This is a genomic window from Burkholderia sp. Leaf177, assembly GCF_001424345.1.
Taxonomy (GTDB): Bacteria; Pseudomonadota; Gammaproteobacteria; order Burkholderiales; family Burkholderiaceae; genus Caballeronia.
In genome coordinates this window covers 1-22793 of the sequence record NZ_LMPF01000006.1, presented here as the reverse complement: position 1 = coordinate 22793, position 22793 = coordinate 1, and the positions used below count along the sequence as shown (strand labels likewise).

23 protein-coding genes and 1 pseudogene are annotated in these 22793 nt (G+C 59.8%); 9 read left to right on the top strand and 15 right to left on the bottom strand.

All coding sequences use genetic code 11. The features are described from left to right. Positions 1–23 precede the first annotated feature (23 nt). The 6 genes from purH to ASG35_RS08855 all read right to left on the bottom strand — a co-directional run bounded on the left by purH (position 24) and on the right by ASG35_RS08855 (position 7251). On the bottom strand, positions 24–1589 hold the full coding sequence (purH, locus tag ASG35_RS08880; RefSeq protein WP_056355688.1) for a bifunctional phosphoribosylaminoimidazolecarboxamide formyltransferase/IMP cyclohydrolase: 1566 nt from the start codon (positions 1587–1589) through the stop codon (positions 24–26). 105 nt (positions 1590–1694) lie between these two features. After that, positions 1695–1928, bottom strand: coding sequence for a Fis family transcriptional regulator (locus ASG35_RS08875; RefSeq protein WP_056355686.1), 234 nt, complete (start codon positions 1926–1928; stop codon positions 1695–1697). Further along, positions 1925–3037, bottom strand: coding sequence for a tRNA dihydrouridine synthase DusB (dusB, locus tag ASG35_RS08870; protein ID WP_056355684.1), 1113 nt, complete (start codon positions 3035–3037; stop codon positions 1925–1927). Before dusB ends, ASG35_RS08875 begins: the two co-directional genes overlap by 4 nt. 235 nt (positions 3038–3272) lie before the next feature. Beyond that, a complete protein-coding gene (locus tag ASG35_RS08865; RefSeq protein WP_056355682.1) occupies positions 3273–4490 on the bottom strand; it encodes a UbiH/UbiF/VisC/COQ6 family ubiquinone biosynthesis hydroxylase in 1218 nt (405 codons plus the stop codon). Next, positions 4480–5883: an aminopeptidase P N-terminal domain-containing protein gene (locus tag ASG35_RS08860; RefSeq protein ID WP_056355680.1), complete on the bottom strand. Its 1404-nt coding sequence runs from the start codon at positions 5881–5883 to the stop codon at positions 4480–4482. The genes ASG35_RS08865 and ASG35_RS08860 overlap by 11 nt, the downstream gene beginning before the upstream one ends. A 30-nt stretch (positions 5884–5913) precedes the next feature. Further along, positions 5914–7251, bottom strand: a complete 1338-nt coding sequence (locus ASG35_RS08855; protein WP_056355678.1) for a THUMP domain-containing class I SAM-dependent RNA methyltransferase — start codon at positions 7249–7251, stop codon at positions 5914–5916. A gap of 282 nt (positions 7252–7533) precedes the next feature. Between ASG35_RS08855 and ASG35_RS08850 the strand changes: the two genes are divergently transcribed. Together ASG35_RS08850 and ASG35_RS08845 are read left to right on the top strand one after the other, a co-directional pair. Then, positions 7534–7908 carry a type II toxin-antitoxin system RelE/ParE family toxin gene (locus ASG35_RS08850; RefSeq protein ID WP_056355676.1) on the top strand — a complete coding sequence of 125 codons (375 nt, stop codon included), beginning with the start codon at positions 7534–7536 and terminating at the stop codon, positions 7906–7908. Then, positions 7901–8206 (top strand): helix-turn-helix domain-containing protein, encoded by a 306-nt coding sequence (locus ASG35_RS08845; RefSeq protein ID WP_056355674.1) that lies wholly within the window; start codon positions 7901–7903, stop codon positions 8204–8206. The genes ASG35_RS08850 and ASG35_RS08845 overlap by 8 nt, the downstream gene beginning before the upstream one ends. Positions 8207–8279: 73 nt before the next feature. Here the strand turns inward: ASG35_RS08845 and ASG35_RS08840 are convergent, their stop codons facing one another. The 4 genes from ASG35_RS08840 to ASG35_RS08825 all read right to left on the bottom strand — a co-directional run bounded on the left by ASG35_RS08840 (position 8280) and on the right by ASG35_RS08825 (position 11650). After that, a complete protein-coding gene (locus ASG35_RS08840) occupies positions 8280–8570 on the bottom strand; it encodes a low molecular weight protein tyrosine phosphatase family protein (protein ID WP_235527494.1) in 291 nt (96 codons plus the stop codon). Between the two features lie 161 nt (positions 8571–8731). Next, positions 8732–10174, bottom strand: a complete 1443-nt coding sequence (locus ASG35_RS08835; protein ID WP_056355672.1) for an NAD(P)(+) transhydrogenase (Re/Si-specific) subunit beta — start codon at positions 10172–10174, stop codon at positions 8732–8734. Continuing rightward, entirely contained in the window at positions 10171–10497 is a 327-nt protein-coding gene (locus tag ASG35_RS08830; RefSeq protein ID WP_056355669.1) for an NAD(P) transhydrogenase subunit alpha, read from the bottom strand. The genes ASG35_RS08835 and ASG35_RS08830 overlap by 4 nt, the downstream gene beginning before the upstream one ends. A 1-nt stretch (position 10498) precedes the next feature. Next, positions 10499–11650 (bottom strand): Re/Si-specific NAD(P)(+) transhydrogenase subunit alpha, encoded by a 1152-nt coding sequence (locus tag ASG35_RS08825; RefSeq protein WP_056355785.1) that lies wholly within the window; start codon positions 11648–11650, stop codon positions 10499–10501. Positions 11651–11885: 235 nt separating this feature from the next. On the opposite strand from ASG35_RS08825, the gene ASG35_RS08815 reads away from it, so the two are divergent. The 4 genes and pseudogenes from ASG35_RS08815 (at position 11886) to ASG35_RS08800 (ending at position 15799) form a co-directional block, all read left to right on the top strand. Continuing rightward, a complete protein-coding gene (locus ASG35_RS08815) occupies positions 11886–12371 on the top strand; it encodes an NUDIX hydrolase (protein WP_056355665.1) in 486 nt (161 codons plus the stop codon). Positions 12372–12406: 35 nt separating this feature from the next. Continuing rightward, a pseudogene (mnmA, locus tag ASG35_RS08810) lies at positions 12407–13555 on the top strand (tRNA 2-thiouridine(34) synthase MnmA); the annotation flags it as partial. A gap of 185 nt (positions 13556–13740) precedes the next feature. Continuing rightward, positions 13741–14316 (top strand): TetR/AcrR family transcriptional regulator, encoded by a 576-nt coding sequence (locus ASG35_RS08805; protein ID WP_056355783.1) that lies wholly within the window; start codon positions 13741–13743, stop codon positions 14314–14316. Between the two features lie 457 nt (positions 14317–14773). Further along, a complete protein-coding gene (locus ASG35_RS08800; protein WP_056355661.1) occupies positions 14774–15799 on the top strand; it encodes an alpha/beta hydrolase in 1026 nt (341 codons plus the stop codon). A 66-nt stretch (positions 15800–15865) separates the two neighbouring features. Here ASG35_RS08800 and ASG35_RS08795 read toward each other — a convergent pair whose 3' ends face one another. From ASG35_RS08795 to ASG35_RS08775, 5 genes are all read right to left on the bottom strand, one after another. Continuing rightward, complete coding sequence (locus tag ASG35_RS08795) at positions 15866–16477, bottom strand: glutathione S-transferase C-terminal domain-containing protein (protein WP_056355660.1); 612 nt, start codon at positions 16475–16477, stop codon at positions 15866–15868. Between the two features lie 183 nt (positions 16478–16660). Then, positions 16661–17371 (bottom strand): PqiC family protein, encoded by a 711-nt coding sequence (locus tag ASG35_RS08790; protein ID WP_056355658.1) that lies wholly within the window; start codon positions 17369–17371, stop codon positions 16661–16663. Further along, positions 17368–19053 carry a PqiB family protein gene (locus tag ASG35_RS08785; RefSeq protein WP_056355656.1) on the bottom strand — a complete coding sequence of 562 codons (1686 nt, stop codon included), beginning with the start codon at positions 19051–19053 and terminating at the stop codon, positions 17368–17370. Before ASG35_RS08785 ends, ASG35_RS08790 begins: the two co-directional genes overlap by 4 nt. Further along, the gene (locus tag ASG35_RS08780; protein ID WP_082508296.1) at positions 19046–19741 is read right to left on the bottom strand and encodes a paraquat-inducible protein A; all 696 of its coding nucleotides are present in this window, start codon (positions 19739–19741) and stop codon (positions 19046–19048) included. The genes ASG35_RS08785 and ASG35_RS08780 overlap by 8 nt, the downstream gene beginning before the upstream one ends. Continuing rightward, positions 19738–20532, bottom strand: coding sequence for a paraquat-inducible protein A (locus ASG35_RS08775; protein ID WP_056355654.1), 795 nt, complete (start codon positions 20530–20532; stop codon positions 19738–19740). The genes ASG35_RS08780 and ASG35_RS08775 overlap by 4 nt, the downstream gene beginning before the upstream one ends. A 481-nt stretch (positions 20533–21013) precedes the next feature. Between ASG35_RS08775 and ASG35_RS08765 the strand changes: the two genes are divergently transcribed. From ASG35_RS08765 to ASG35_RS08755, 3 genes are all read left to right on the top strand, one after another. Then, positions 21014–21574 carry a cytochrome b gene (locus tag ASG35_RS08765; RefSeq protein ID WP_056355650.1) on the top strand — a complete coding sequence of 187 codons (561 nt, stop codon included), beginning with the start codon at positions 21014–21016 and terminating at the stop codon, positions 21572–21574. Between the two features lie 154 nt (positions 21575–21728). Continuing rightward, complete coding sequence (locus ASG35_RS08760) at positions 21729–22301, top strand: YceI family protein (protein WP_056355647.1); 573 nt, start codon at positions 21729–21731, stop codon at positions 22299–22301. Between the two features lie 30 nt (positions 22302–22331). After that, positions 22332–22793, top strand: a 462-nt coding sequence (locus ASG35_RS08755) for a YceI family protein (protein WP_056355646.1), incomplete at its 3' end; no start/stop codon positions are given.

Genomic DNA, 22793 nt, shown 5'->3' with positions numbered 1-22793 from the left:
GGCTGTGCGAATTTCAGACGTTCTTAATGGCGGAAGTGGCGCGTGCCGGTGAGCACCATCGCAATATTGTGTTCGTCCGCCGCAGCGACGACTTCGTCATCGCGCATGGAGCCGCCCGGCTGGATCACGCAGGTCGCGCCCGCGTTTACCACCACGTCGAGGCCGTCGCGGAACGGGAAGAACGCGTCCGATGCCACCGCGGAACCCGCCAGCGACAAACCCGCGTTCTGCGCCTTGATGCTCGCAATACGCGCCGAATCCACGCGGCTCATTTGCCCCGCGCCCACGCCGAGCGTCATGCCGCCGCCGCAGAACACAATGGCGTTCGACTTTACGTACTTCGCGACGCGCCACGCGAACATCAGGTCGTCCATTTCCTTAGGCGTCGGGTGACGCTTCGTGACCACGCGCAGTTCGTGCGGCTGAACGTTCTTCGAATCCAGCGATTGAACCAGCAGACCGCCGCCCACGCGCTTCAGGTCGAACGCGTTATGGCCATCGCCGAGATCGATTTTCAGCAAACGCACGTTCTGCTTGGCCGCAAAAATCTGCCTGGCTGCGTCGCTGAAAGAAGGCGCCATCAGCACTTCCACGAACTGCTTCGCGACGGCTTGCGCGGCGGCTTCATCGACTTCGCGATTGAACGCGATGATCCCGCCGAACGCCGAAGTAGGATCCGTCTGGAACGCCTTCGAATACGCTTCGTGTGCGTCCGCGCCGACCGCCACGCCGCACGGATTCGCGTGCTTGACGATCACGCAGGCCGGCACGTCGAAGGTCTTGACGCATTCCCACGCAGCGTCGGAATCCGCGATGTTGTTGTACGACAGTTCCTTGCCCTGCAACTGCTCGTAGTTCGCGAGCGCGCCGGCGGACGTCGCGATATCGCGATAAAACGCCGCGCTTTGATGCGGGTTCTCGCCATAACGCAGGTCCTGCACTTTGGTGAACGCGAGGTTAAATGTCGATGGAAACGTGTTGCGGCTCTTGTGTTCCAGCGCTTCGGTCAGGCTCGTCAGATAGTTCGTGATCGCGCCATCGTATTGCGCGGTGTGCGCGAATACCTTGGTCGCGAGCCGGAAGTTCGTCGGGTAGCTGACCGTGTTGTTGGCCGAGCGCATTTCCTCGAGCACCGTCGCGTAATCCGAAGGATCGACGATCACGGTCACATCGCGATGATTCTTTGCGGCCGAACGCAACATGGTCGGGCCACCAATATCAATGTTCTCGATCGCGTCTTCCAGCGAGCATTCTTCCTTCGATACCGTCTGCACGAACGGATAAAGATTCACCACCAGCAAGTCGATGGTCGGAATCTCGTGTTGGCCGAGCGCAGCCATATGTTCGGGCAAGTCGCGGCGCGCCAGAATGCCGCCGTGAACCTTCGGATGCAGCGTTTTCACGCGGCCGTCGAGCATTTCCGGGAACCCGGTGTAGTCGGCGACTTCGGTGACGGGCAGGCCGGCATCGGCGAGAAGTTTTGCAGTGCCGCCGGTAGAAAGCAGGCTTACGCCAAGCTCGGACAGCGATTTCGCGAATTCAACAATGCCGGACTTGTCTGAAACAGAGAGGAGCGCTTGCTTGATCATGATGGGAACGGCGGAAGCCGGTAGGGGAGTCGAGGGAATCAATAAATTCGGATCGACCGCCGTACGCCGCGACGGTCCGGGAGGTGCATTAATTCGACAAATGAATCAGATCAGGCCGTGCTGCTGAAGCTTCTTTCTCAGCGTGTTGCGATTGATGCCGAGATACTCAGCTGCGAGCGACTGGTTGCCGTCGGCTTGTTTCAGCACGACTTCGAGCATCGGCTTTTCGACGCACGAAATCACCATTTCGTAGACGTCGTGCGGTTTCGAGCCGTCCAGGTCCTGGAAATAATTGTCCAGGCTCTGGCGGACGCATTGTTCTATGTTGTGTCTGCTCATGCGGCTAATCGGTCTGTGTGGTTCTGCGTGCTGCACGATTCTGAAGCTTCGTCGTTGTCGCCGCTATTACCGTCTGAGCCGAGTTCTTCGACATAGACGAGACGGTCGGACAACGCCTTTTGGGCGTCGAAGAATTCGTTCACGGCGAGCAATTGTTCTCGTGTGGAATCCAGCGTGTTCATCCGATGTCTGAACGTATTGGCGCCGGAAAGGCCGCGAGTGTACCAGCCGATGTGTTTGCGCGCTGTACGAACGCCCGTGAATTCGCCATAGAAATCATAGTGATCTTCGAGATGCGCGTTCATCAGCTGCTGGATTTCGTCGATACGCGGCGCAGGCAGATATTCGCCCGTCAGCAGGAAATGTTCGATCTCGCGAAAGAGCCACGGGCGTCCTTGCGCGGCTCGTCCAATCATGATGGCGTCCGCGCCGGTTACGGCCAGCACGTGGCGCGCTTTCTCCGGCGTGCCTATGTCGCCGTTCGCCACGACTGGAATCCGCACCGAGGCTTTGACGGCCGCGATGGTTTCGTATTCCGCGTCGCCCTTGTACAAATCGGCGCGCGTGCGGCCATGCACGGTCAGCATGGAAATGCCCGCGTCCTGCGCAATGCGCGCAATGTTGAGCGCATTCTTGTTTTCGCGATTCCAGCCAGTGCGTATTTTCAACGTGACGGGCACGGCGTCCGGGCCCACGCCGACCGCATTCACCACGGCTTGCACGATCTCGGCGACCAGCGCTTCGTTCTGCAACAGGGCCGAACCGGCCGCGACGTTGCAAACTTTCTTGGCTGGGCAGCCCATGTTGATATCGATGATCTGCGCGCCGTTCGCGACGTTGTGCCGCGCCGCTTCGGCGAGCATCTTCGGGTCCGCGCCGGCGATCTGCACCGAGATAGGCTCGACCTCGCCGGTGTGATTCGCGCGGCGCATGGTCTTTTCGCTTTTCCACAACTGCGCGTTCGATGCGACCATTTCGGACACCGCGTACCCCGCGCCCATGCGTTTGCACAACTGCCGGAACGGGCGGTCGGTCACGCCGGCCATCGGGGCGACGAACAGATTGTTGCGCAAGATATGGGGGCCGATGGCCGGTTTGGAAATAGGCATGAAACTGGCAGCGTCCGTATCTGAATAGACGCAAAAGCGTTGGCGGAAACGCGTATTTTAACGCGAACGCGCTGCGTCAATTAGCTCGGATCGCGTTGCAAGTCGTTAAATCTTCTATGAAAGTTACGAACGCCATAGAGTGAACGCTCGATTTTTGGCGCGGCTAACTCAGCAGATTTGGCCGCGCTGGCGCGAAGTGTGGAGCGCGTTGGAAGTGCAAACGAGTGGCAAACGTTTAGCGCCGTTGTCCGAACATCATTTGCCGGGCCAGCACGGTTTTGACTGGCGGCACGAGTTCCAATGCGCTCAACGCAAGGCCGCGCATGGCGGCGAGCGGGGCAAAGTCGATGGTGAAAACGCGCGCGAGCGTATCCGTGGCGCCAATCGTCATCCGCCGATCCAAAGCGCGGCGTTGCGCGAAAAGACTGAGCGCAACGTTCGAGGGACCGTTCGTCGATAACGCATCGCACAAAGCGTGCGCATCGCGCAGACCGAGATTGAGCCCTTGTCCTGCAACCGGATGCAGCGTTTGCGCCGCATTGCCAATCGCGACCGTGCGCCGGTCGACCAGCGCGTTCAGCGCGTTGAGTCCGAGCGGGAACATCGCGCGGCCGGTGATTTTTGTGAAACGGCCCATGCGTTCGCCGAATGCCGTGCCGAGTTCGGCGAGAAATGCATCGTCGGGAAGTTGCGAACGACGCGCCGCTTCCTCCGGCGCGCAACACCAGACGAGCGCGTAATCCGCCTGACGCGCGCCGCCGGAAGGCAACAGCGCGATCGGACCGTCGGGCGTGAAGCGTTCCCACGCAACGCCCGGGTGCGGCGAGCTCACGCTGACCGTCCCGACAATCGCCGTTTGTCCGTAATCGCGGGTGTTCTTGACCGAAGTCGATGCGTCCGTTTCCTTGTACAACCCACCTTCGGCGTTCACCAGAATGCGCGCGCGGATCGTACGATTGCCTTCAGCCGATGAATGGATCGGCAGCGTCACGCCATCGTGATCGTGCAAGGGTGTGGACGCCGTTGTTTGCGTGAACCAGCGCACGCCGGTCTTGCTCACCGCGTCCGAAAGAGTCGAAACCAGCGAGCCGTAACGCACCACGTAACCGAGCGCGGGCAGGCCGTGTTCATCGTGATCGATCAACGTGCGACCGAACCGGCCGCGCTGCGACACATGAATGCGCTTGATCGGCGTGGCATCGGCGGGAAAACCCAGCGACGACTCCAGCATCGCGCGGCTTCCGTGCGATACCGCGATCGCGCGCGGATCGTTCGACGCGGAACCGGGTTCGCGTGCATCGATCAGCGCGACCGACAAACGCGACGTCGCGCTGCGCTTCGCCAGCCAACCGGCGAGCGCGAGCCCGACCGGCCCCGCGCCGACAATAGCAATATCGAAGTGATAATCGGCCGGCAATTCGTGGCCGATGGTTTCCGTGGTTTCAATTTGCATCGGAGGTTTGCGCGTCGCGCATCAAGGCTTCGATTTCGTCGGCATCGACGGGAACTTCGCGCGTTGTCAGCTCGCAGCCGCCGGCGGTGACGATGGCGTCGTCTTCAATGCGAATGCCGATGTCCGCGTAGCGTTCCGGCACGTCGGCGGCGGCGCGAATGTACAGACCCGGCTCGATGGTGAGCGTCATGCCCGGCATCAACGTGCGCCACGCGCGCGCACCGTGGTCGTCGAGCGGCGCGTTTGCATCGCGATAATCGCCTGCGTCGTGCACGTCCATGCCGAGCCAATGGCCCGTGCGGTGCATGTAGAAACGCTGATAGGCGCGCTCGGCGATGACGTCGTCGACCGTCGCAAATTTGTTGCGGTCGAGGACCCCCGTGTCCAGCAATCCCTGCGACAAGACCCGCACCGCCGCTTCGTGCGGCGCGTCGAAACTCACGCCGGCGCGGGTGGCATCGACGGCGGCATATTGCGCGGCCAGCACGATGTCGTAAATCTCACGTTGCGCCGATGTGAACTGGCCGCTCGCCGGAAACGTGCGCGTGATGTCGGACGCGTAGCCGTCGAGTTCGCACGCGGCATCGATCAGGATCAGATCGCCTTCGCGCGCAATCGCGTTGCCCGCCGGGTAATGCAGCACGCACGCGTTCGCGCCGGCCGCGACAATCGAACCATACGCCGGGCCTTGCGCGCCGCGTTTGCGGAACGTGTAGAGCAGCTCGGCTTCGATCTCGTATTCATGCATGCCGGGACGGCAGGTTTGCATCGCGCGACGATGCGCTTCGGCGGAAATAATGCCGGCGCGCCGCATGATCGAGAGTTCGTGCTCGTCCTTGATCAGGCGCATTTCGTCGAGCACGGGCAGCAAATCCACTGCTTTCGATGGCGTCTTGACGCCAATCCGGCTTTGCGCCCGCACCGCCGCGAGCCAGCCGCGAACCTGTGTATCGAGTTCGGCCGAACTGCCGAGCGCGTAGTGGACGGCGGGTTTATCGGCGAGAAGGCGGGGCATTTCGGCATCGAGCTGATCGATGGGGAATGTCGCGTCCAGACCCAGCGCGAGGCGCGCGCCTTCGGGACCGTAGCGGAAGCCTTCCCACGTTTCGCGTTCGACGTTTTTCTCGCGGCAGAAGAGGATGGCCGCGGGTTCATCGGCATGGGCGGAGGCGTCCAGAACGAGCGTGGCTTCCGGTTCCGTGAAACCCGTCAGGTAGTAGAAATAGCTGTCGTGGCGGTACGGGTAATCGGCGTCGCGGTTGCGCATGACTTCGCGCGCGGTCGGGATGATCGCCACGCCGCCGCCCGATTCGCGCAACGCCGCGAGGACGCGGTCGCGGCGGTTGCGATAGACGTCGAGGCTTAAGGCTTGGGCTTCAGTCGATGAGTTCATTCAGCGATTGTAGCGCCGCTTTGCCCGGCGTCATTCCTTCGCTTCGGGCGCTTGGGGCGTTTGATCGGCTGCGGGTTCCGCCGCTGCCGGCCGGTTGCGCACGCTTCCGGCAATCAGGTCGAAGCGGAACAGGCGGCATTCGAGCGCGCCGTTGAAAAGCGGCGTTTTTGTCGATTCCCGCAAGCGCAACATGCCGGGCAATTTTCTATCCGATGTCAGCACGTACGCGCGCCAGCCCGGAAAGCGCTGTTTGAGCGCGTTGCCGAACGAGATGAAGAACTCCTGATCGGCGGGATCGGGTTGCGCGCGATGGAACGCTTCTTCGTCTTCATCGCGGCCGCGATTTTTCGGTTCGCGAAGTTCGCCGCGCGGACCACGCCCTCGCACTTCGATCCGTTCGCCGTACGGCGGATTCGCGACCAGGATGCCGGGCTCGCCCGAGGGCGGCGTCATGTGGCGTGCATCGACCTGTTTCAGCGATAGTTCCGGCAAACCCGCGCGTTCGAGGTTCGCGTAGGCCTTGTCGAGCATGTCGCCGGAAATGTCGCTGCCGTAGATCTGGATATCCTCACGCGATGATTGCGCGGCGTGTTTTGCATCGAGCGCCGCGCCTTTCAGTTTTTGCCACGCGGTTACATCGTATTGCTTGAGCTTTTCAAATCCGAAACGACGTTCGACGCCCGGCGCGATGTTCAAAGCAACTTGCGCGGCTTCCGCGAGGAAGGTGCCGCTGCCGCACATTGGGTCGAACAGCGGCGTGCCGGGAGTCCAGCCGGTCAGGCGCAAGATGCCGGCCGCGAGATTTTCGCGTAATGGAGCCGCGCCTTTGTCCAGGCGCCAGCCGCGTTTGAAAAGCGGATCGCCGGAGGTATCGATGTAAAGCGTGCATTCGTTCAGCGTGAGGAATGCGAAGACGCGGACGTCGGGCTGGGCGGTATCGACGCTCGGACGGTTGCCCGTGAGTTCGCGGAGACGATCGCAAACGGCGTCCTTCACGCGCAGCGTGGCGAATTCGAGGCTGCGCAATGGCGACTTGATGGCGGTGATATCGACGCGAATGGTTTCATTCGGCGAGAACCACTTTTCCCATTGCTGCTGATACGCGAGTTCGTAGATGTCGTGTTCGCTCCGGTACGGGCCGTGTGCGAGCTTGAGCAATACGCGGCTTGCGATGCGCGAGTGCAGGTTCGCCGCCATGCCGGCCGCCCACGAGCCGCGAAAATGCACGCCGCCCGGGACTTCCTTGCCGGTTCTAAATTGCGAGCCCTCTACGAGCTTCGCTCCGATCTCGGCGAGTTCGGCCGCGAGCGGCGCCTCGAGACCGCGCGGGCAAGGGACAAACCAGTCGAAAAGGAAAGTAGTGGCCATGGGGCGGTGCTTTTTTAGGGGAATCGAAGGGGGATATTGTACGCGGGGGCGGGAAGGGGCCGGGGGCGGCCGATGAGTTGGCCGCGCAGTAACGGCAGGGAAGGTTCTGGAAGGGCGGTAGATAAGAAGCGGATTCGATCGTTTTCGGATTGGACAACGCTGCTGACGTTAGCCGATTGGCTAGTTACGTTGCGACCGGCGAATCAGTATCGTTAGTGCAATACGCCAGTGGATACGAATCAGGCGCTATCGCACCGAGTGCTATACTTTCCAGGAAAACAATTGCGCACTTTCAAGACCAAATGGTTCGAACGCTGGGCCGATTCGGAAGGCATAGCCAACGCCGCGCTGCTTGATGCCGTCGGGGAAATGAGCCAAGGTCTGATCGATGCGAATATGGGTGGACACGTTTTCAAGAAGCGAGTTGGCATCAACGGACGCGGCAAGCGCGGCGGATTACGGACGCTGCTGGCGTTTCGAATGGGCGAGCGAGCGTTCTTCGTGTTCGGGTTTGCCAAGAACGAGCGGGCCAATGTGAGCGAAAAGGGGCTCGTTGCCTTGAAACTGCTGGCATCGGAGTTGTTGGGGTATGACTCGCCCACGTTGACTCAGGCGCTGCGTGCGGGCGAATTAATCGAGGTGAAAGGCGATGAGTGACAAATTGTTGAAGGCATTACACGAAACCGCGCAAGGGCTACACCATGCTGGAACGATGGACGCCGTAACACTCCGGGAATTCGATGCGCTATGCCTGCCGCCGATCAAGGATTACAGCGCGGCGCAGATCAAGCGGATACGGCAGCGCACCCGGGCCAGTCAGGCGGTGTTTGCGGCGTGTCTGAACACGAGCGCATCGACCGTGCAGAAATGGGAGCAGGGTCAGAAGCGGCCGAACGGGCCGTCATTGAAGCTGCTTGATCTCGTAGATCGTAAAGGCCTGGAAGCGATGTTTTAAGGTTTTGCGGACCGAGTTACCCGTTGAGATCGCGGCGGGAAAATACCGCCAAGCTTGAGCTCTGGCTTAACATTCACCGATCCATAAATCTCCCCGCCTTCCGCTCCAGCAACGCGATCAACTCCGGGTCCATATAGCTGAATTTATCGGGGATATCGAGACAAACGATTTGTTTCCCCTTCAGATATCGCCCGAACGTTTTGTTCAGTTTGTCCTTATGCCTTCGCTCCATAACAAAAATCACTTCGGCCCACGCAATTTGATCAGGCTCGAGAGGCATTGCCGCATCGAGCGCCAAGCCTGCGGAATCTGTCTCAACGCCGGGCCAAGACGAGAAAACTTCTTCAGCAGTCGGACTTCTCAGACGGTTTCTACTTCAGATGAACAGCGCACGCATTTGCTTCGGGTCGCCTCGTAGCAGTGGTCAAGCGAAGGAAACTAAGCGTCCCGACCTGATCGCGTCAATAAAAAATGCCGACGACCCTCGCGAGCTCACCGGCGCTTATCGAAGTTGGGCAATCCACCTCACTCCACCGCCTTCACCATATCCTCGATCACCTTTTTCGCGTCGCCGAAAACCATCATCGTCTTGTCCATGTAGAACAACTCGTTATCAAGCCCCGCATAACCCGCCGCCATCGACCGTTTGTTCACGATAATCGTCTTCGCCCGATAAGCCTCCAGAATCGGCATCCCTGCAATCACCGATTTCGGATCGGTTTTAGCCGCCGGATTCACCACGTCATTCGCGCCGAGCACCAGCACCACGTCCGTCTGCTGAAACTCGCCGTTGATATCTTCCATTTCGTGGACCAGCTCGTAGTCGACCTCGGCCTCAGCCAGCAACACGTTCATATGCCCCGGCATGCGCCCCGCGACCGGGTGAATGGCGTACTTCACATCGATGCCTTTCTCGATCAGCTTGTCCGTCAGTTCCTTCAGCGCATGCTGCGCGCGCGCCACGGCCAATCCATAACCCGGCACGATTACCACGGTTTCCGCGTTGCCGAGCATGAACGCGGCGTCATCGGCGGAACCGGATTTCACCGGGCGCTGTTCCTTCGCGCCATCGCCCGCCGCCGCGCCGCCTTCGTTGCCGAACCCGCCCAACAGCACGTTGAAGAACGAGCGGTTCATCGCGCGGCACATGATGTACGAGAGAATCGCGCCCGACGATCCCACCAGCGATCCGGCGATGATCAACATCGGATTGTTCAGCGAGAAGCCGATGCCCGCGGCCGCCCAGCCCGAGTACGAATTGAGCATCGATACAACCACGGGCATATCCGCGCCGCCGATCGGGATGATGATCAGCACGCCGAGCGCAAACGCGATCAGCGTCATGATCACGAACGGCAGCCACGATTGCGTGAACATGAAGATGATGCCGAAGCCGAGCATCGCGATGGCGAGCAGCAAGTTGATCATGTGCTGGCCGGCATACACGACGGGCGCGCCCTTGAACAACCTGAACTGATATTTGCCCGAAAGTTTCCCGAACGCGATCACCGAACCGGAGAACGTGATCGCACCCACGAACGTGCCAATGAACAATTCCACGCGATTGCCCACCGGAATCGGCTCGCCCAACGCGGCAAGTCCAAATGCCGAGGGTTCGGAAACAACGGCATACGCAATGGCAACCGCCGCCAGACCGATCAGCGAGTGCATGGCGGCGACGAGTTCGGGCATCTTCGTCATCTCGACTTTCGCCGCAACGTACGCGCCAATCGCGCCGCCGACCACGAGCGCCGCGAACAACAATCCCAATCCCAGCGACAGATCCGATCCCAACGCCGAAGCCTGTTTTACGATCAACGCGATAGTCGTGAGAATCGCGATCGCCATGCCGGCCATGCCGAACGTGTTGCCAATGCGCGCGGTTTTCGGGTTCGACAATCCCTTGAGCGCCTGGATGAAACACACCGAAGCGACGAGGTACAGGAGAGTGACTACGCTCATGCTCATTGCGTAATCTCCTTCGACGAGGTGATTTGCTTCGGCGCTTTCTTCTTGAACATCTCGAGCATTCGCCGCGTGACGAGAAAGCCGCCGAACACGTTGACCGCCGCCAATAACACCGCGAGCGTGCCGAAGAATTTTCCAGCGCCGCCGATCGTCAATCCCGCGGCGAGCATCGCGCCCACAATCACGATCGCCGAAATTGCGTTCGTCACCGCCATCAAAGGCGTGTGCAGGGCAGGCGTGACGTTCCAGACCACGTGATACCCGACATAGATTGCCAGCACGAAGATGATCAGGTTGATGACCGTGTGATTAACCAGTTCCATGTCAGTCTCCTTTGATCCCGCGCGTGACCTGGCCGTCGCGGCACAGGAGCGTGGCCGCGACGATGTCGTCGGCCATATCGATGTTCAACGTGCCTTCCTTCGTCACGATCAGCTTGATGAAATCGAGCAGGTTTCGCGCGTAAAGGGCGGACGCGTCGGTTGCGACCATCGATGCAAGATTCGTGTAGCCGACCAGATGCACGCCGTGTTTCATCACGACCTGATCGGGTTCGGTCAGCGGGCAATTGCCGCCGCGCCGCCCCTCGAATTCGGGCCCACGGCCAGCGGCAAGATCGACGATCACCGAGCCCGGTTTCATCTGCGCGACGGTTTCAGCCGCGATCAAGGTCGGCGCGGGACGCCCGGGGATCAGCGCCGTCGCGATCACAATATCCGCCTGCTTCGCGCGTTCGGCGACGAGCACGGATTGCCGGGCAAGCCAGCTTGCGGGCATTGGCCGCGCGTATCCGCCGACGCCGACCGCGGCTTCGCGTTCTTCATCGGTCTCGTACGGAACGTCGAGGAATTTCGCGCCCAGCGACTCGATCTGCTCCTTCACGGCGGGACGCACATCCGACGCTTCGATGACCGCGCCCAGCCGCTTGGCCGTGGCGATCGCCTGCAAACCTGCGACGCCCGCGCCCAGCACGAGCACGCGTGCGGCTTTCACGGTGCCGGCGGCGGTCATCAGCATGGGCATGAAGCGCTGATAGATATTGCTCGCGACCAGCACGGCCTTGTACCCGGCAATATTCGCCTGCGATGACAACACGTCAAGGCTCTGCGCGCGCGTCGTGCGTGGCGCGGCTTCGAGCGCGAACGCGGTGATGCCGGACGCGGCGAGGCGCGAGTTGTTATCGGCGTTGAAAGGGTCGAGCATGCCGGCCAGGACCGCGCCGTGTTTCAGCAGCGGCAACTCGGCTTCGTTGGGCGAATGGACCTTGAGGACGAGATCGGCGGCGAATGCGGTGTTGGCATCGACAAGCTCGGCGCCGGCGGCGGTGAAAGCTTCATCGATATAACTCGCCGGCAGACCGGCGCCGCGCTGCACCGTGACCCGGTGACCTTGCGACACCAGCTTCTTGACCGTTTCCGGCGTGGCGGCGACGCGCGCCTCGTTCGCCCGCGTCTCGGCAGGCACTCCGATATGCATCTTCATCCTCCTCACGTTCTAGTTCTGTTATGTCCGTGTGCGGTCGCTCGCGCTGTTGCTGGTGAAGACGCCTGCGCACGTGAACGAGCAGTCCAGCGGGCGGTTCTTTAAGCTGATTTTTGCGACTGATTGCCACTGTAACCGAAAGATTCGCGAAAAATGACGCCATCGGGCAACAACGTCCATCAACTCCGCGAACGGCGGGAAAACGCGCAAAACGGTAAAATACGGTCCCATGAATACTGAACGATGGACACCGCGCGTTACCGTCGCGGCAATTGTGGAGCGGGACGGGCGCTTTCTCGTGATCGAGGAGCAAACGTCCGACGGACTCAAGATTAATCAGCCGGCCGGGCATCTGGAAGCGGGGGAAACGCTTGTCGATGCCGTGAAGCGCGAAACGCTCGAGGAAACGGCGCATGGTTTCGAGCCGGAAGCGCTTGTCGGCGCATATCTCACGCATTTCGAGCGGCCGGGGAAATCGGCGACGTATCTGCGTTTTACGTTTTGTGGCACGACTTCCGGACCGGTGCCGGGAGCGCAACTGGACGACGGCATCGTGCGCGCCATATGGATGACCGCCGACGAACTGCGCGCGTGCGTTGGCCGGCACAGGTCGCCGGCCGTGCTGGAATGTCTCGATCATTACCTCGCCGGGCGGCGCGTGCCGCTCGACTTCATCCATACGCATTCGGTCGCGCCGGTGCGGGACGCGTGCTGAATTTTTGAAGCATCAAGCATCAGGCAGAAAGCAAAATGAGCAAGGCCGGAAAACAGAAAGTCGTGGTGGGCATGTCGGGCGGCGTGGACTCGTCGGTGACCGCGTGGCTGCTGAAAGAGCAGGGCTACGACGTGATCGGCCTGTTCATGAAGAACTGGGAAGATGACGACGACAGCGAATATTGCTCGACCCGGCAGGACTGGATCGATGTGGTGTCGGTGGCGGATCTGATCGGCATCGACGTGGAAGCGGTCAACTTCGCGGCCGAATACAAGGATCGCGTGTTCGCCGAATTCCTGCGGGAGTATTCGGCGGGCCGTACGCCCAATCCGGACGTGCTGTGCAACGCCGAAATCAAGTTCAAGGCTTTCCTCGACCACGCGATGTCGCTTGGCGGCGAAACCATCGCCACGGGTCATTACGCGCGCGTGCGGGAACGCGATGGTTTGTTCGAGCTGCTCAAGGCCACGGATCACACGAAGGATCAGTCGTACTTCCTGCATCGGTTGAATCAGGCGCAGTTGTCGAAAACGCTGTTTCCGCTCGGCGAAATGCCGAAGACGAAAGTCCGCGAGATCGCAGCGCAGATTGGCTTGCCGAATGCGGCGAAGAAGGATTCGACGGGGATTTGTTTTATCGGCGAACGGCCGTTTCGCGAATTCCTGAACCGCTATTTGCCGACGCAACCCGGCCCGATGAAAACGCCCGATGGCAAGGTGATCGGCGAGCATGTCGGGCTGGCGTTTTATACGTTCGGACAACGCAAGGGCATCGGGCTTGGCGGCAGCAAGGATGGCAGCGGTGATCCGTGGTTCGTCGCGGGCAAGGATATGGCGTCGAACACGTTGTATGTGGTGCAGGGCCACGATCATCCGTGGCTGTTGTCGCATTCGCTCGTGGCCGGAAACACGAGCTGGGTGGCGGGCGCGGCGCCTGTGGACGGGCTGGAGTGCGCGGCAAAGACGCGTTACAGACAAGCGGATTCGGCGTGCGTGGTGGGTGCATCGGAGGCGGATGGCCGCTTCGAGCTGCGTTTCAACGATGCCCAGTGGGCCGTCACGCCGGGACAATCGGCGGTGCTTTATCAAGGCGATGTTTGTCTGGGCGGCGGGATCATCGAACATGCGGCAACGGCGCAGCCGGCGCGGCGCGAAGCTCAGGCGGCGTTGTTGACGCCGAGATAACGCTGGTCGTGCGGAAGGTTGAAGAGCGGGCTGCGGCCCGCTTTTTTGTTGAGCGTCTGAGATTTGTGAAAGCCTTTTATAAAATTTCTTGACTATCTACCTTCTAGTAGATAAATTACGCCTGGTCTTATATCTTATTGAAACGTATGCGCAAGTATTTGAACAGCGCTTGGAAACAACCCGATATGAACGCCGAGAAAACCCCAGACAAGAACACCGTGCGCGAGCAGTTGCTCGACCACGCGCAAATCCTGTTGATGACACGCGGCTATAACGGTTTTAGTTATCGGGACCTGTCGGAGCTGGTCGGAGTGAAGACATCGAGCATTCACTATTACTTCCCATCGAAGGAAGATCTGGTGCTCGAAGCGGTGAATACCTATAGCGCAGATGTCATGTCGTCTATTTATGCGATCGACAGCTCCGCTTCCGCCGAGAAGAAGCTCGATCGATACGTAAAGCTGTTCGGCAAGATCGTGGGCGAAGGCGATCAGGTTTGTTTGTGCGGAATGCTGGCAGCGGATATTCAATCATTACCCGATGAAGTACGTCACGCGGTTCAGGCCTTCTACAAGGCGAATGAATCATGGCTGGCTAAAGTGCTGGCCGAAGGCGAGAAGCAGGAAACCTTGCGAGTGAACGGTAAGCCCGAGGTCACTGCCCGGGCGTTGTTCGCGGCGTATCAAGGGAGTTTGCTGGCGTGCCGATTGTTTCACTCCAAGGTTCGTCTCGATGAAGTTACGCAGACCGTGAAACGGTGATCGCGGAATGGCGGTTCTTTGCGCGCGGGACGTTGTAATGAATAGTAATTGTTCGGATTTTTGTTAAGAATGAATAAGTATTTACCAGAAAAACCGGGCAATCAACGTACTAATTAGCTTATCAATCAACTTGAATCTATCTTTAGGTAGATAGATTTTGATTTCCGATTTTTATAGTCACATTACTTTTTTACCGTATCGAGGAAGGTTGTGGATGCTTTGGTTGTGAACCAACACTGAGGGCTCTTTGCTGGGTCACAACTATTAGCGGTCTACCGTAGTTTCCCGAACTGCAATAACGATTCGAAGCTTCATTAAACCCCGTTGTCTATCTACAAGTAGATGCATTTGAATTTACGGGCTTTTTACCAAGAAATTCAGTTCTCAACCAACCAAGTTTCCAAGCAACCAAGTTTCCAAGCTGTTTAACCGCATCAAAACCATCCAAGGAGTCAACATGTTCAAGCTCAAGTCTCTCGCCATCGCCTCCGCTGTCGCTGCAACGATGACCGCAAGCGCCATCGCGCACGCAGCACCCGTGCTCGAACCGGCGACGCAGCAGTTCATCGATGCGCTCACCGCACAAAAAGGCCCGCCCATCTACACCTTGTCTCCCGCCGATGCCCGCAACGTCCTCGCCGGCGCGCAGTCGCAGCCGGTGGAAAAGGAAGCCGCGCAGATCGAAGACCGCGTGATCGATGCCGGCCCGACCGGCAAGATTGCGCTTCGTATCGTGCGTCCGGCGCATGCCAAGGGCGAGCTGCCCGTGATCATGTATTTCCACGGCGGCGGCTGGGTTCTCGGCGATAAAAACACCCACGACCGTCTGGTGCGCGAAATCGCGAATGGTGCGCAGGCGACCGTGGTTTTCGTCGACTATGATCGCTCGCCTGAGACCCAATTTCCGGTGCCAACCGAACAAGCCTACGCCGCGACGCGCTACGTGGCCGAGCACGCAAAGCAGTTCAACGTCGATGCAACCCGCATGGCGGTGGCGGGCGACAGCGTCGGCGGCAACATGGCGGCGGCCGTTACGCTGATGGCGAAGGAACAGGGCGGTCCGGCGCTGCGTTATCAGGTGCTGTTCTATCCTGTCACCGATGCAAACTTCGACGACGGCTCATACAACGAATTCGCCGACGGCCCGTGGCTCACGAAGAATGCGATGAAATGGTTCTGGGACGCGTACGCGCCGAACGCGGCCGATCGGGAAAAGATCACGGCCTCGCCGCTGCGGGCATCGCTCGATCAGTTGAAGGGTTTGCCGCCTGCGCTCGTCATCACCGACGAAAACGACGTCCTGCGCGACGAAGGCGAAGCCTACGCTCGCAAGCTTTCGCAGGCGGGCGTTCGCGTGACGGCGGTGCGATACGAAGGCACGATCCACGACTTCGTGATGCTCAATGCGCTGGCGAAGACGCCGGCCACGCGCGCCGCGATCGAGCAGGCGAACACGGTGCTGAAAAAAGCGTTGGCGAAATAATTAATCGCGCTGCCATGAAAAAAGCCCCGCAAGGGGCTTTTTGTGTAGAGCAGAGCCGGTTACAAATCAAGCCGGCAGCGTATCGATGAAAGACTGACGCAACGACAAGCGCTGCATGTGCTTGTCGAGATTGGGGTAATCCTCGCGCCAGTTCAATTCGGGCATACGGTAATCGAGATAACCGAGCGCGCAGCCGCAGGCAATATCGGCGAGCGTGAAATGATTCGCCGAGCACCAGTTCTTCGCGGCAAGTCCTTTGGACATGGCTTTCAGGCCGTCGTCGATCTTCCGTTGCTGCCGCGCGATCCACGCGTCGTTGCGATGCGCTTCCTCGCGCTGCGTGCCTTCCAGGCGGATCAGCACGGCGGCGTCGAGCATGCCGTCGGCAAGCGCTTCCCAGCACCTCACTTCCGTGCGTTCGCGGCGTTCCTGCGGCAAAAGCTTGCCCACCGGCGTGAGCGTATCGACGTATTCGCAGATCACGCGGGAATCGAAAACCGCTTCGCCGTCGTCCAGAATCAGGCACGGCACCTTGCCGAGCGGATTGTAGGCATGGATATTCGAATCAGATGCCCAGACGTTTTCGAGCACCAGTTCGCAGTCGATCTTCTTTTCTGCCATCACAATCCGCGTCTTGCGAACATACGGGCTGGCGAGCGAACCGATCAGTTTCATCATCTTTGTTTTGGATTCTGCAATGAGTAGTCACGGAGAGCGATCTTAACCGCCCCGGCGCGCCTCGACTTAATTTCGAGATTGCGGCGTTGTGGTCGGGCGACAAAAAACCCGGCGAACCTTTCGGCGCAACCGGGTTGCGTTAGTGACTGATGGCGCAAGTTCGATGCCGCACGCCAACCAGATTCACTGCGCTGCCGACAAGGCCGCGACCGGACACGGCAACACGCGCGGTGGCGTCGGCATCGCGGCCTTGGCACCTTTGGCGGACGCAGCGGCCGTGGACGGCGCGGGCGCCGAGCTTACCGTTTTCACGCCCGCGGAAATGGCCGCTGCCAGCGCATCCACCGCTTGCCGATGCCCCGCAACCAGCGCGTCATATCCATCCGCGACCGGCTGTTCGGCCAGCGTCCGGCACGTCAGGACCGCCTGATTGCTGACGCCGCGCACGCTCCACACGGCATCGATCAGCGCGCGTTTTCCCGGCGACGACTCGAAGCGCTGCACGTTCACTTTCACGCGATACACCGCCACGCCTTCGGGATACGGCGTGCCATAGACATCGATAGCGCCAAGCTGCTGCGACAGATCCGCCGACAACGCGCGCCGCACTTCATCGGCGGGAAGCGATGCCCAGCGCTGGTCCTCGAGCACGCGCACTTGCGCGGCGCCGTCCTGCACGACCATCTGGTTCTTGGCGACTTGCGGCGGCATATCCACGGGCGCGAGTTCCAGATAGAACGACGCAGGCGCGGCGGTCCTCACGGCGTTGTCGCTGGAGGCGCCGCCCAGCGTATAAAAACGCGCGGGCGGCGAACTGCTGCATGCAGCGAGCGCCGCCACGAAGGCGAGCGTCGACGCGCCGCCAGCGGCCTTGAAAATTCCGGCCAGACTCATGGCTTATCTCCTGGTTTTCCACGCAACAGCGATTCCGGATGACGTTCCAGATAATCGGAGAGCGCATTGAGCGATTGCAGCGTCCGCGTGAGTTCCTGCAGCGCCTGGTGAACGTCCGACTGCAGCGGCGAATCCTGCTGCAGCGTGCTTTGCGCTTCCGTGAAGGTCTTCTTCGCGGCGGTCAGCGTGTCACGCGCTTCGGGCGCCACTTGTGTATCGAGTTGCTTGAAGAGACTGTTCGCGTTTTTCAGCGCGCTGTTCAGGTTGTTGCCAATATCGTCGAAGGGAATCTTGTCGAGCTTCTTCGCGATGTCGGCCACTTGCAGCTGCAGTTCGTCGAGCGTGTTCGGCACGGTCGGCAATTCGAGCGGATCGGACGCAACATTCACCGTGGCTTTGGCTGCCTTCGGGAAGATATCGAGCGCAACGTAAAGCTGCCCGGTCAGCAAATTGCCCGTGCGCAATTGTCCGCGCAAGCCGTTTGCAACCAGCTTCTGCAGCAATTCCTGCCCGGCGACGGTGTTCTGGCGTGGAACCGAATCGCGGAAACGCTTGCCCAGCCGGTCCGGATAGATGTTCATGGTCACCGGCATCTGGAAGGCGCGCGATTTCGGATCGTATTCGATCGCGATGCCCGTCACGCTGCCGAGCAGAATGCCGCGGAAATCGATCGGCGCACCCACCGACAAGCCACGCAGCGACTGATTGAAGTTCATGACGACGCGGATCGGCTGGCCGTCCGGATCGCGCATGGCGTCGGATTCGTCCGATCCGAGGCGGAACGTCATGTTGTCGGGCGCTTGCTGGCCGGGTTCCTGATTCGGCGGCGTCTGGAATGCAATGCCGCCGAGCACCACGGTCGCGAGCGATTGCGTGTTGAGCTTGAAGCCGCTGGAATCGAGCCGGAGATCCACGCCGCTTGCATGCCACCATCGTGCGTTCGTGCCCACGTATTGATCGTAAGGCGCGTTCACGAAGACCTGCATGGTGACGCCGGTGCCGTCTTTATCGAGTGAAAAGCCTGCCACCTGACCTACCTGAACACGACGGTAATAAATAGGCGATCCAATATCGATGGAACCTAGCGAATCGCCGCGCAACGTGAACTGGCGGCCCTTCTGGTCCCCGGTCACCGCCGGCGGCGATTCGAGCCCAACGAAATGGGTTTCGTCTTCCTTCGACTTGCCGGCATCCACGCCAATGTAGGCGCCCGACAACAACGTGCCGAGCCCGGTCACGCCGCTTGCCGCCACGCGCGGACGCACGACCCAGAAGCGCGTGTCCTTCACCGCGAAATCCTCGGCGACCTTGGTCAACTGGACATCGACGAGAACACGCGAATGATCCTTCGACAACGTGATGTTCTTGACCGTACCAACGTCCACGTCCTTGTATTTCAGCTTGGTCTTGCCGTTCTCCAGCCCTTCGGCGCTCACGAAACTGATGGTGATGGTCGGTCCGCGCCCGGCGACCGACTTCACGACCAGCGCAATGCCGATCAGCGCCGCGACCAGCGGGATCACCCAGACGAGCGACGGGATCCATCGGCTGCGCGGCTCGATCACGGGATCGGGCAGGTTCGGCGGCAATCCGTTGGGCGGCAATCCGCCGCCGCCGGCATTTCGGGAAGGCTCGTTGGGGCCCTTGGCCGTATCGTTGGAGGGGCCTTGCGGGCTAGTCATATTTCTTTCCTGAAGGTTCGATGTGATCCCACATCAGCCGCGGGTCGAATTGCATGGAGGCGAGCATGGTCAGCACCACGACGCAGCCGAACGCCAGCGCGCCCGGTCCCGGCGTGATAACGGCCAGCGACCCGAAGCGCACGAGCGCGACGGTGAGGGTGACGACGAAAACATCGAGCATTGACCATCGGCCGATTTTTTCGACGATCCGATAAAGCGTCGTGCGTTGCCGCGGACGCCATTTCGATGCCGTCTGCGTGGCCCAGGTGAGATAAGCGAGGGTGCCGAGTTTCAGCATCGGCACGAGGATACTGGCGATAAAAATAATCGCCGAGAGCGGATAGTCGCCGTCGTTCCAGAACATGGCGACGCCGCTCATGATGGTGTCGTCCTCGGAACCGACTATCGACGACGTGTGCAGCACGGGATACAAATTTGCCGGAATGTAGAGGATCGCGGCGGACAACAACAACGCCCAGGTGCGCGCGACCGAATCCGGATTGCGCCTGTGGAGCTTGGCGCCGCACCGCGTGCAGCGCTGCGTTTCGACCGTGAGCGCGCGTTTTTGCACGAGGTTGCACGCGTGGCAACCGATCAGTCCAGCGCGCGATGCCGTGGTGTAAAACGGCGTGCTTTCCGCGGGTTCCGTGGTTTCTTCTGCGTTGGGCGAGGCGGGTATGTCGGTCATGGCTTCGGTGGGGACGCGGCATTCGCCGACGCGGCGTTAGCCCGAGATGTGTCGGCCGGCGTGCTTACCGATGGTGAAAGCGGCCGCAGCAAATCGAGCGGCGAATCGGCCTGGAGATCGGTTTGCCGGTCTGCACCCATGCCGGATTGCAGGCCGCCGAACGGGGTGTATCGAAGCGGGCCGCGCTTGGTCAAACGCTCGGCGATTTCCCAGAGCGCACGTGGATCGAACGTCAGGATGAGCGCGAAAAGCAGCGTCAATGCGCCGAACGCGAAGAGCGCGGCCTCGGGAATCACGCGCGCGATGCTCACCATTTTCACGAGCGTAACCAGCACGCCGAGCATGAATACTTCGATCATTCCCCAAGGGCGCACGAACTGGATTGCGCGCAACACCTGGCTGAATCCGGCCGGCACGAATCCGGCGCGCAGCGCGACCATCAGGTACAGCATGGCGACGAGTTCCGTGAGCGGAAACAGGATCGTCGCGCAAAAAACCATCACCGCGATCACTTCCATATTCTCGCCCCACAACGCCACGATCGCGCCGATCAGCGTGGTCTGCGAAGTGATCCCGTTCGTTTCCAGCTCCACGATGGGAAACGCCTGCGCGATCAAGAACGTGATCAGCGCGGCGAGCGTGATGGCGCAAAGCTTGTCCAGATTCGATGTCACGCTGGGATATAGCGTGGCGCCGCATCGCGTGCATTTTGCCGCACTGCGCGCGGGTAGCGCTCGCTTGTGAAACAGCGTGTCGCATTCGTGGCAGGCAATCAGATCGTCTTCTTCCATGAGTGGAATGCTGGCTCGTACGGGCGTGTTGTTCAATATTGTGTTGCGTCCTGGTTCGGGGCAGCCGCTTAAAAGAGCAAGGGCCGGGCCAGCGCGCATGGTAACAAACGGCGGCGCGTCGACGCATCGAGGCACGACGGCGCCCGCAAAAACCCTGCTATATGATGCGCTCAGGCGTTTTGTTCCGATCAATTGATTCCAAAAATGTTGAGAGAGCGCGTCTGTTGTGCTTTCTGACTAATTTTCGATCTCCATCTGGCCTATTTTTGAGCAAGTTGGCTCCGTGTCATGTTTGCGACTATCCGGCGCCAGCTTCATGTCATATGCGGATCGGCAAATCTTGCTCTCCTGAAAGCCGTTTTTTACGTGTTCGGGTAGGATGGCGGCCTTGAGACCTGCATCCCGGTTTGCCGCCCTTTCCCCAGCGATAAACCCACAGGCCGGAAACGTCAATTCCGCATTTCTTTCTGGTGGACACCGTATGGAACGCAGCCCGAATTTCGCCAGCTCCGAGAACTACAGCCGCACCGCTATCAGCCTTCATTGGCTGATCGCGCTGCTGATCGTCTGCGGCTTTTATCTCGGCTGGATCATGACCGATATCCCCGGTTTCACGCCGACCAAACTCAAGTACTTCTCGTGGCATAAATGGATTGGCGTCACCGTGTTCGCGCTGGCCGTGATCCGCGTGCTCTGGCGCAGCACGCACAAGGCGCCGTCCATGCCGCGACGCATGCCCGGTTGGCAAAAGGGCGCCGCGCACCTCACGCACTTCCTGCTTTATGTGCTGATGCTGATCATTCCAATATCGGGTTATTTGTATAGCTCGGCTGCCGGGATTCAGGTGGTTTATCTCGGCGTGCTGCCGTTGCCGACGATCATCGGGCCGGACAACGCGCTGAAAGTCATGCTGAAAATGGTTCATATCTACCTGAATTACACGCTGCTAGTGCTCGTTGCCATGCACGTGCTCGCGGCGCTGAAACACCATTTCGTGGATCGCGATGGTTTGCTCGCACGCATGATTCCGTTCCTTCGGTGACATTTGCGCACGAATTCGCGATGTAGTCACCGAATTTTCGACTTTATTGATTCCTCGTTGTTGATAACCAGTTTCTCGCGGGCGGCTTGCGCAGATTTGCGTTTGATTCTCAAATAGCGGCTCGTCCCAATATCCGGATCGCATCAGGACATACATGAAAGACGTGAAATTATCCCGTTGGTTGATTGCCGGTATTTCCGCTGCGTCGCTGGTCGCGACGGTTTCCGCGTTCGCTCAAGCCCAGGTCGATACCGCCAAAAGCACGGTCACGGCGACGTCCAAGCAGATGAACGTACCCGTCGATGGCAAGTTCAAGAAGTTCACCGCAACGCTCGACTTCGATCCCGCCAAGCCGACTGCCGGCAACGCGAGCATCAATATCGATACATCGAGCTACGATCTCGGCGACGACAGCTACAACAAGCAGGCGCAGGACAAGGACTGGTTCGATGTCGCGCATTTCCCGAACGCCACGTTCGCATCGACATCGATTGCACCGGCCGGCGGCAACAAATACAACGTCGCCGGCAAGCTCACCATCAAGGGTAAATCGCAGAACGTCACGGTGCCGGTGACCGTCACGCAGCAAGGCGCGACGCAAACTTTCGATGGCGCGTTGCCCATCAAACGCACGCAGTTCGATGTCGGTTCGGGCGAGTGGAAAGACACATCGGTCGTCGCCGATGAAGTCGTGATCAAGTTCCATCTCGTCGCGGTCAAGAAATAAACTCGTCTCCAAACTCATCCAGGAAATCACATGAAAAAGAACCTTTTGATCGCGGCAGCCGGCGCGTTGTTCGTGGCGGCATCGGTTAATGCAATGGCAGCCGAAGTCACGTATCAGCTCGATCCGAACCACACGTATCCGAGCTTCGAAACCGACCACTTCGGCGGCATTTCGGTGTGGCGCGGCAAGTTCAACAAGAGCAGCGGGTCGGTGACGATCGATCGTGAAGCGAAAAAGGGCACGCTCGAGGCAAGCATCGACATGACGTCGATCAACATCGGCAACGAGAAGCTCGACGGCGAACTGAAGAGCGCGCAATTCTTCGATGCCGAAAAGTTCCCGACGGCGACCTACAAAGGCACGTCGATGAAGTTCAAGGGCGATGTACCGGTGGAAGTGATCGGCGAGCTGACGTTTCACGGCGTGACGAAGCCGGTGAACCTGAAGATCGAATCGTTCAAGTGTGAACCTGAAGATCGAATCGTTCAAGTG

What these genes read in the sequence shown, in the direction of transcription:
- ASG35_RS08795 (WP_056355660.1), bottom strand. Translation starts at nt 16,477, where the DNA reads ATGATGAAACTGATCGGTTCGCTCGCCAGCCCGTATGTTCGCAAGACG.
- ASG35_RS08830 (WP_056355669.1), bottom strand. Translation starts at nt 10,497, where the DNA reads ATGGAACTGGTTAATCACACGGTCATCAACCTGATCATCTTCGTGCTG.
- ASG35_RS08875 (WP_056355686.1), bottom strand. Translation starts at nt 1,928, where the DNA reads ATGAGCAGACACAACATAGAACAATGCGTCCGCCAGAGCCTGGACAAT.
- ASG35_RS08805 (WP_056355783.1), top strand. Translation starts at nt 13,741, where the DNA reads ATGAACGCCGAGAAAACCCCAGACAAGAACACCGTGCGCGAGCAGTTG.
- ASG35_RS08800 (WP_056355661.1), top strand. Translation starts at nt 14,774, where the DNA reads ATGTTCAAGCTCAAGTCTCTCGCCATCGCCTCCGCTGTCGCTGCAACG.
- ASG35_RS08855 (WP_056355678.1), bottom strand. Translation starts at nt 7,251, where the DNA reads ATGGCCACTACTTTCCTTTTCGACTGGTTTGTCCCTTGCCCGCGCGGT.
- ASG35_RS08765 (WP_056355650.1), top strand. Translation starts at nt 21,014, where the DNA reads ATGGAACGCAGCCCGAATTTCGCCAGCTCCGAGAACTACAGCCGCACC.
- ASG35_RS08865 (WP_056355682.1), bottom strand. Translation starts at nt 4,490, where the DNA reads ATGCAAATTGAAACCACGGAAACCATCGGCCACGAATTGCCGGCCGAT.
- ASG35_RS08835 (WP_056355672.1), bottom strand. Translation starts at nt 10,174, where the DNA reads ATGAGCATGAGCGTAGTCACTCTCCTGTACCTCGTCGCTTCGGTGTGT.
- ASG35_RS08780 (WP_082508296.1), bottom strand. Translation starts at nt 19,741, where the DNA reads ATGACCGACATACCCGCCTCGCCCAACGCAGAAGAAACCACGGAACCC.
- ASG35_RS08775 (WP_056355654.1), bottom strand. Translation starts at nt 20,532, where the DNA reads ATGGAAGAAGACGATCTGATTGCCTGCCACGAATGCGACACGCTGTTT.
- ASG35_RS08825 (WP_056355785.1), bottom strand. Translation starts at nt 11,650, where the DNA reads ATGCATATCGGAGTGCCTGCCGAGACGCGGGCGAACGAGGCGCGCGTC.
- ASG35_RS08785 (WP_056355656.1), bottom strand. Translation starts at nt 19,053, where the DNA reads ATGACTAGCCCGCAAGGCCCCTCCAACGATACGGCCAAGGGCCCCAAC.
- dusB (WP_056355684.1), bottom strand. Translation starts at nt 3,037, where the DNA reads ATGCCTATTTCCAAACCGGCCATCGGCCCCCATATCTTGCGCAACAAT.
- purH (WP_056355688.1), bottom strand. Translation starts at nt 1,589, where the DNA reads ATGATCAAGCAAGCGCTCCTCTCTGTTTCAGACAAGTCCGGCATTGTT.
- ASG35_RS08760 (WP_056355647.1), top strand. Translation starts at nt 21,729, where the DNA reads ATGAAAGACGTGAAATTATCCCGTTGGTTGATTGCCGGTATTTCCGCT.
- ASG35_RS08860 (WP_056355680.1), bottom strand. Translation starts at nt 5,883, where the DNA reads ATGAACTCATCGACTGAAGCCCAAGCCTTAAGCCTCGACGTCTATCGC.
- ASG35_RS08790 (WP_056355658.1), bottom strand. Translation starts at nt 17,371, where the DNA reads ATGAGTCTGGCCGGAATTTTCAAGGCCGCTGGCGGCGCGTCGACGCTC.
- ASG35_RS08845 (WP_056355674.1), top strand. Translation starts at nt 7,901, where the DNA reads ATGAGTGACAAATTGTTGAAGGCATTACACGAAACCGCGCAAGGGCTA.
- ASG35_RS08815 (WP_056355665.1), top strand. Translation starts at nt 11,886, where the DNA reads ATGAATACTGAACGATGGACACCGCGCGTTACCGTCGCGGCAATTGTG.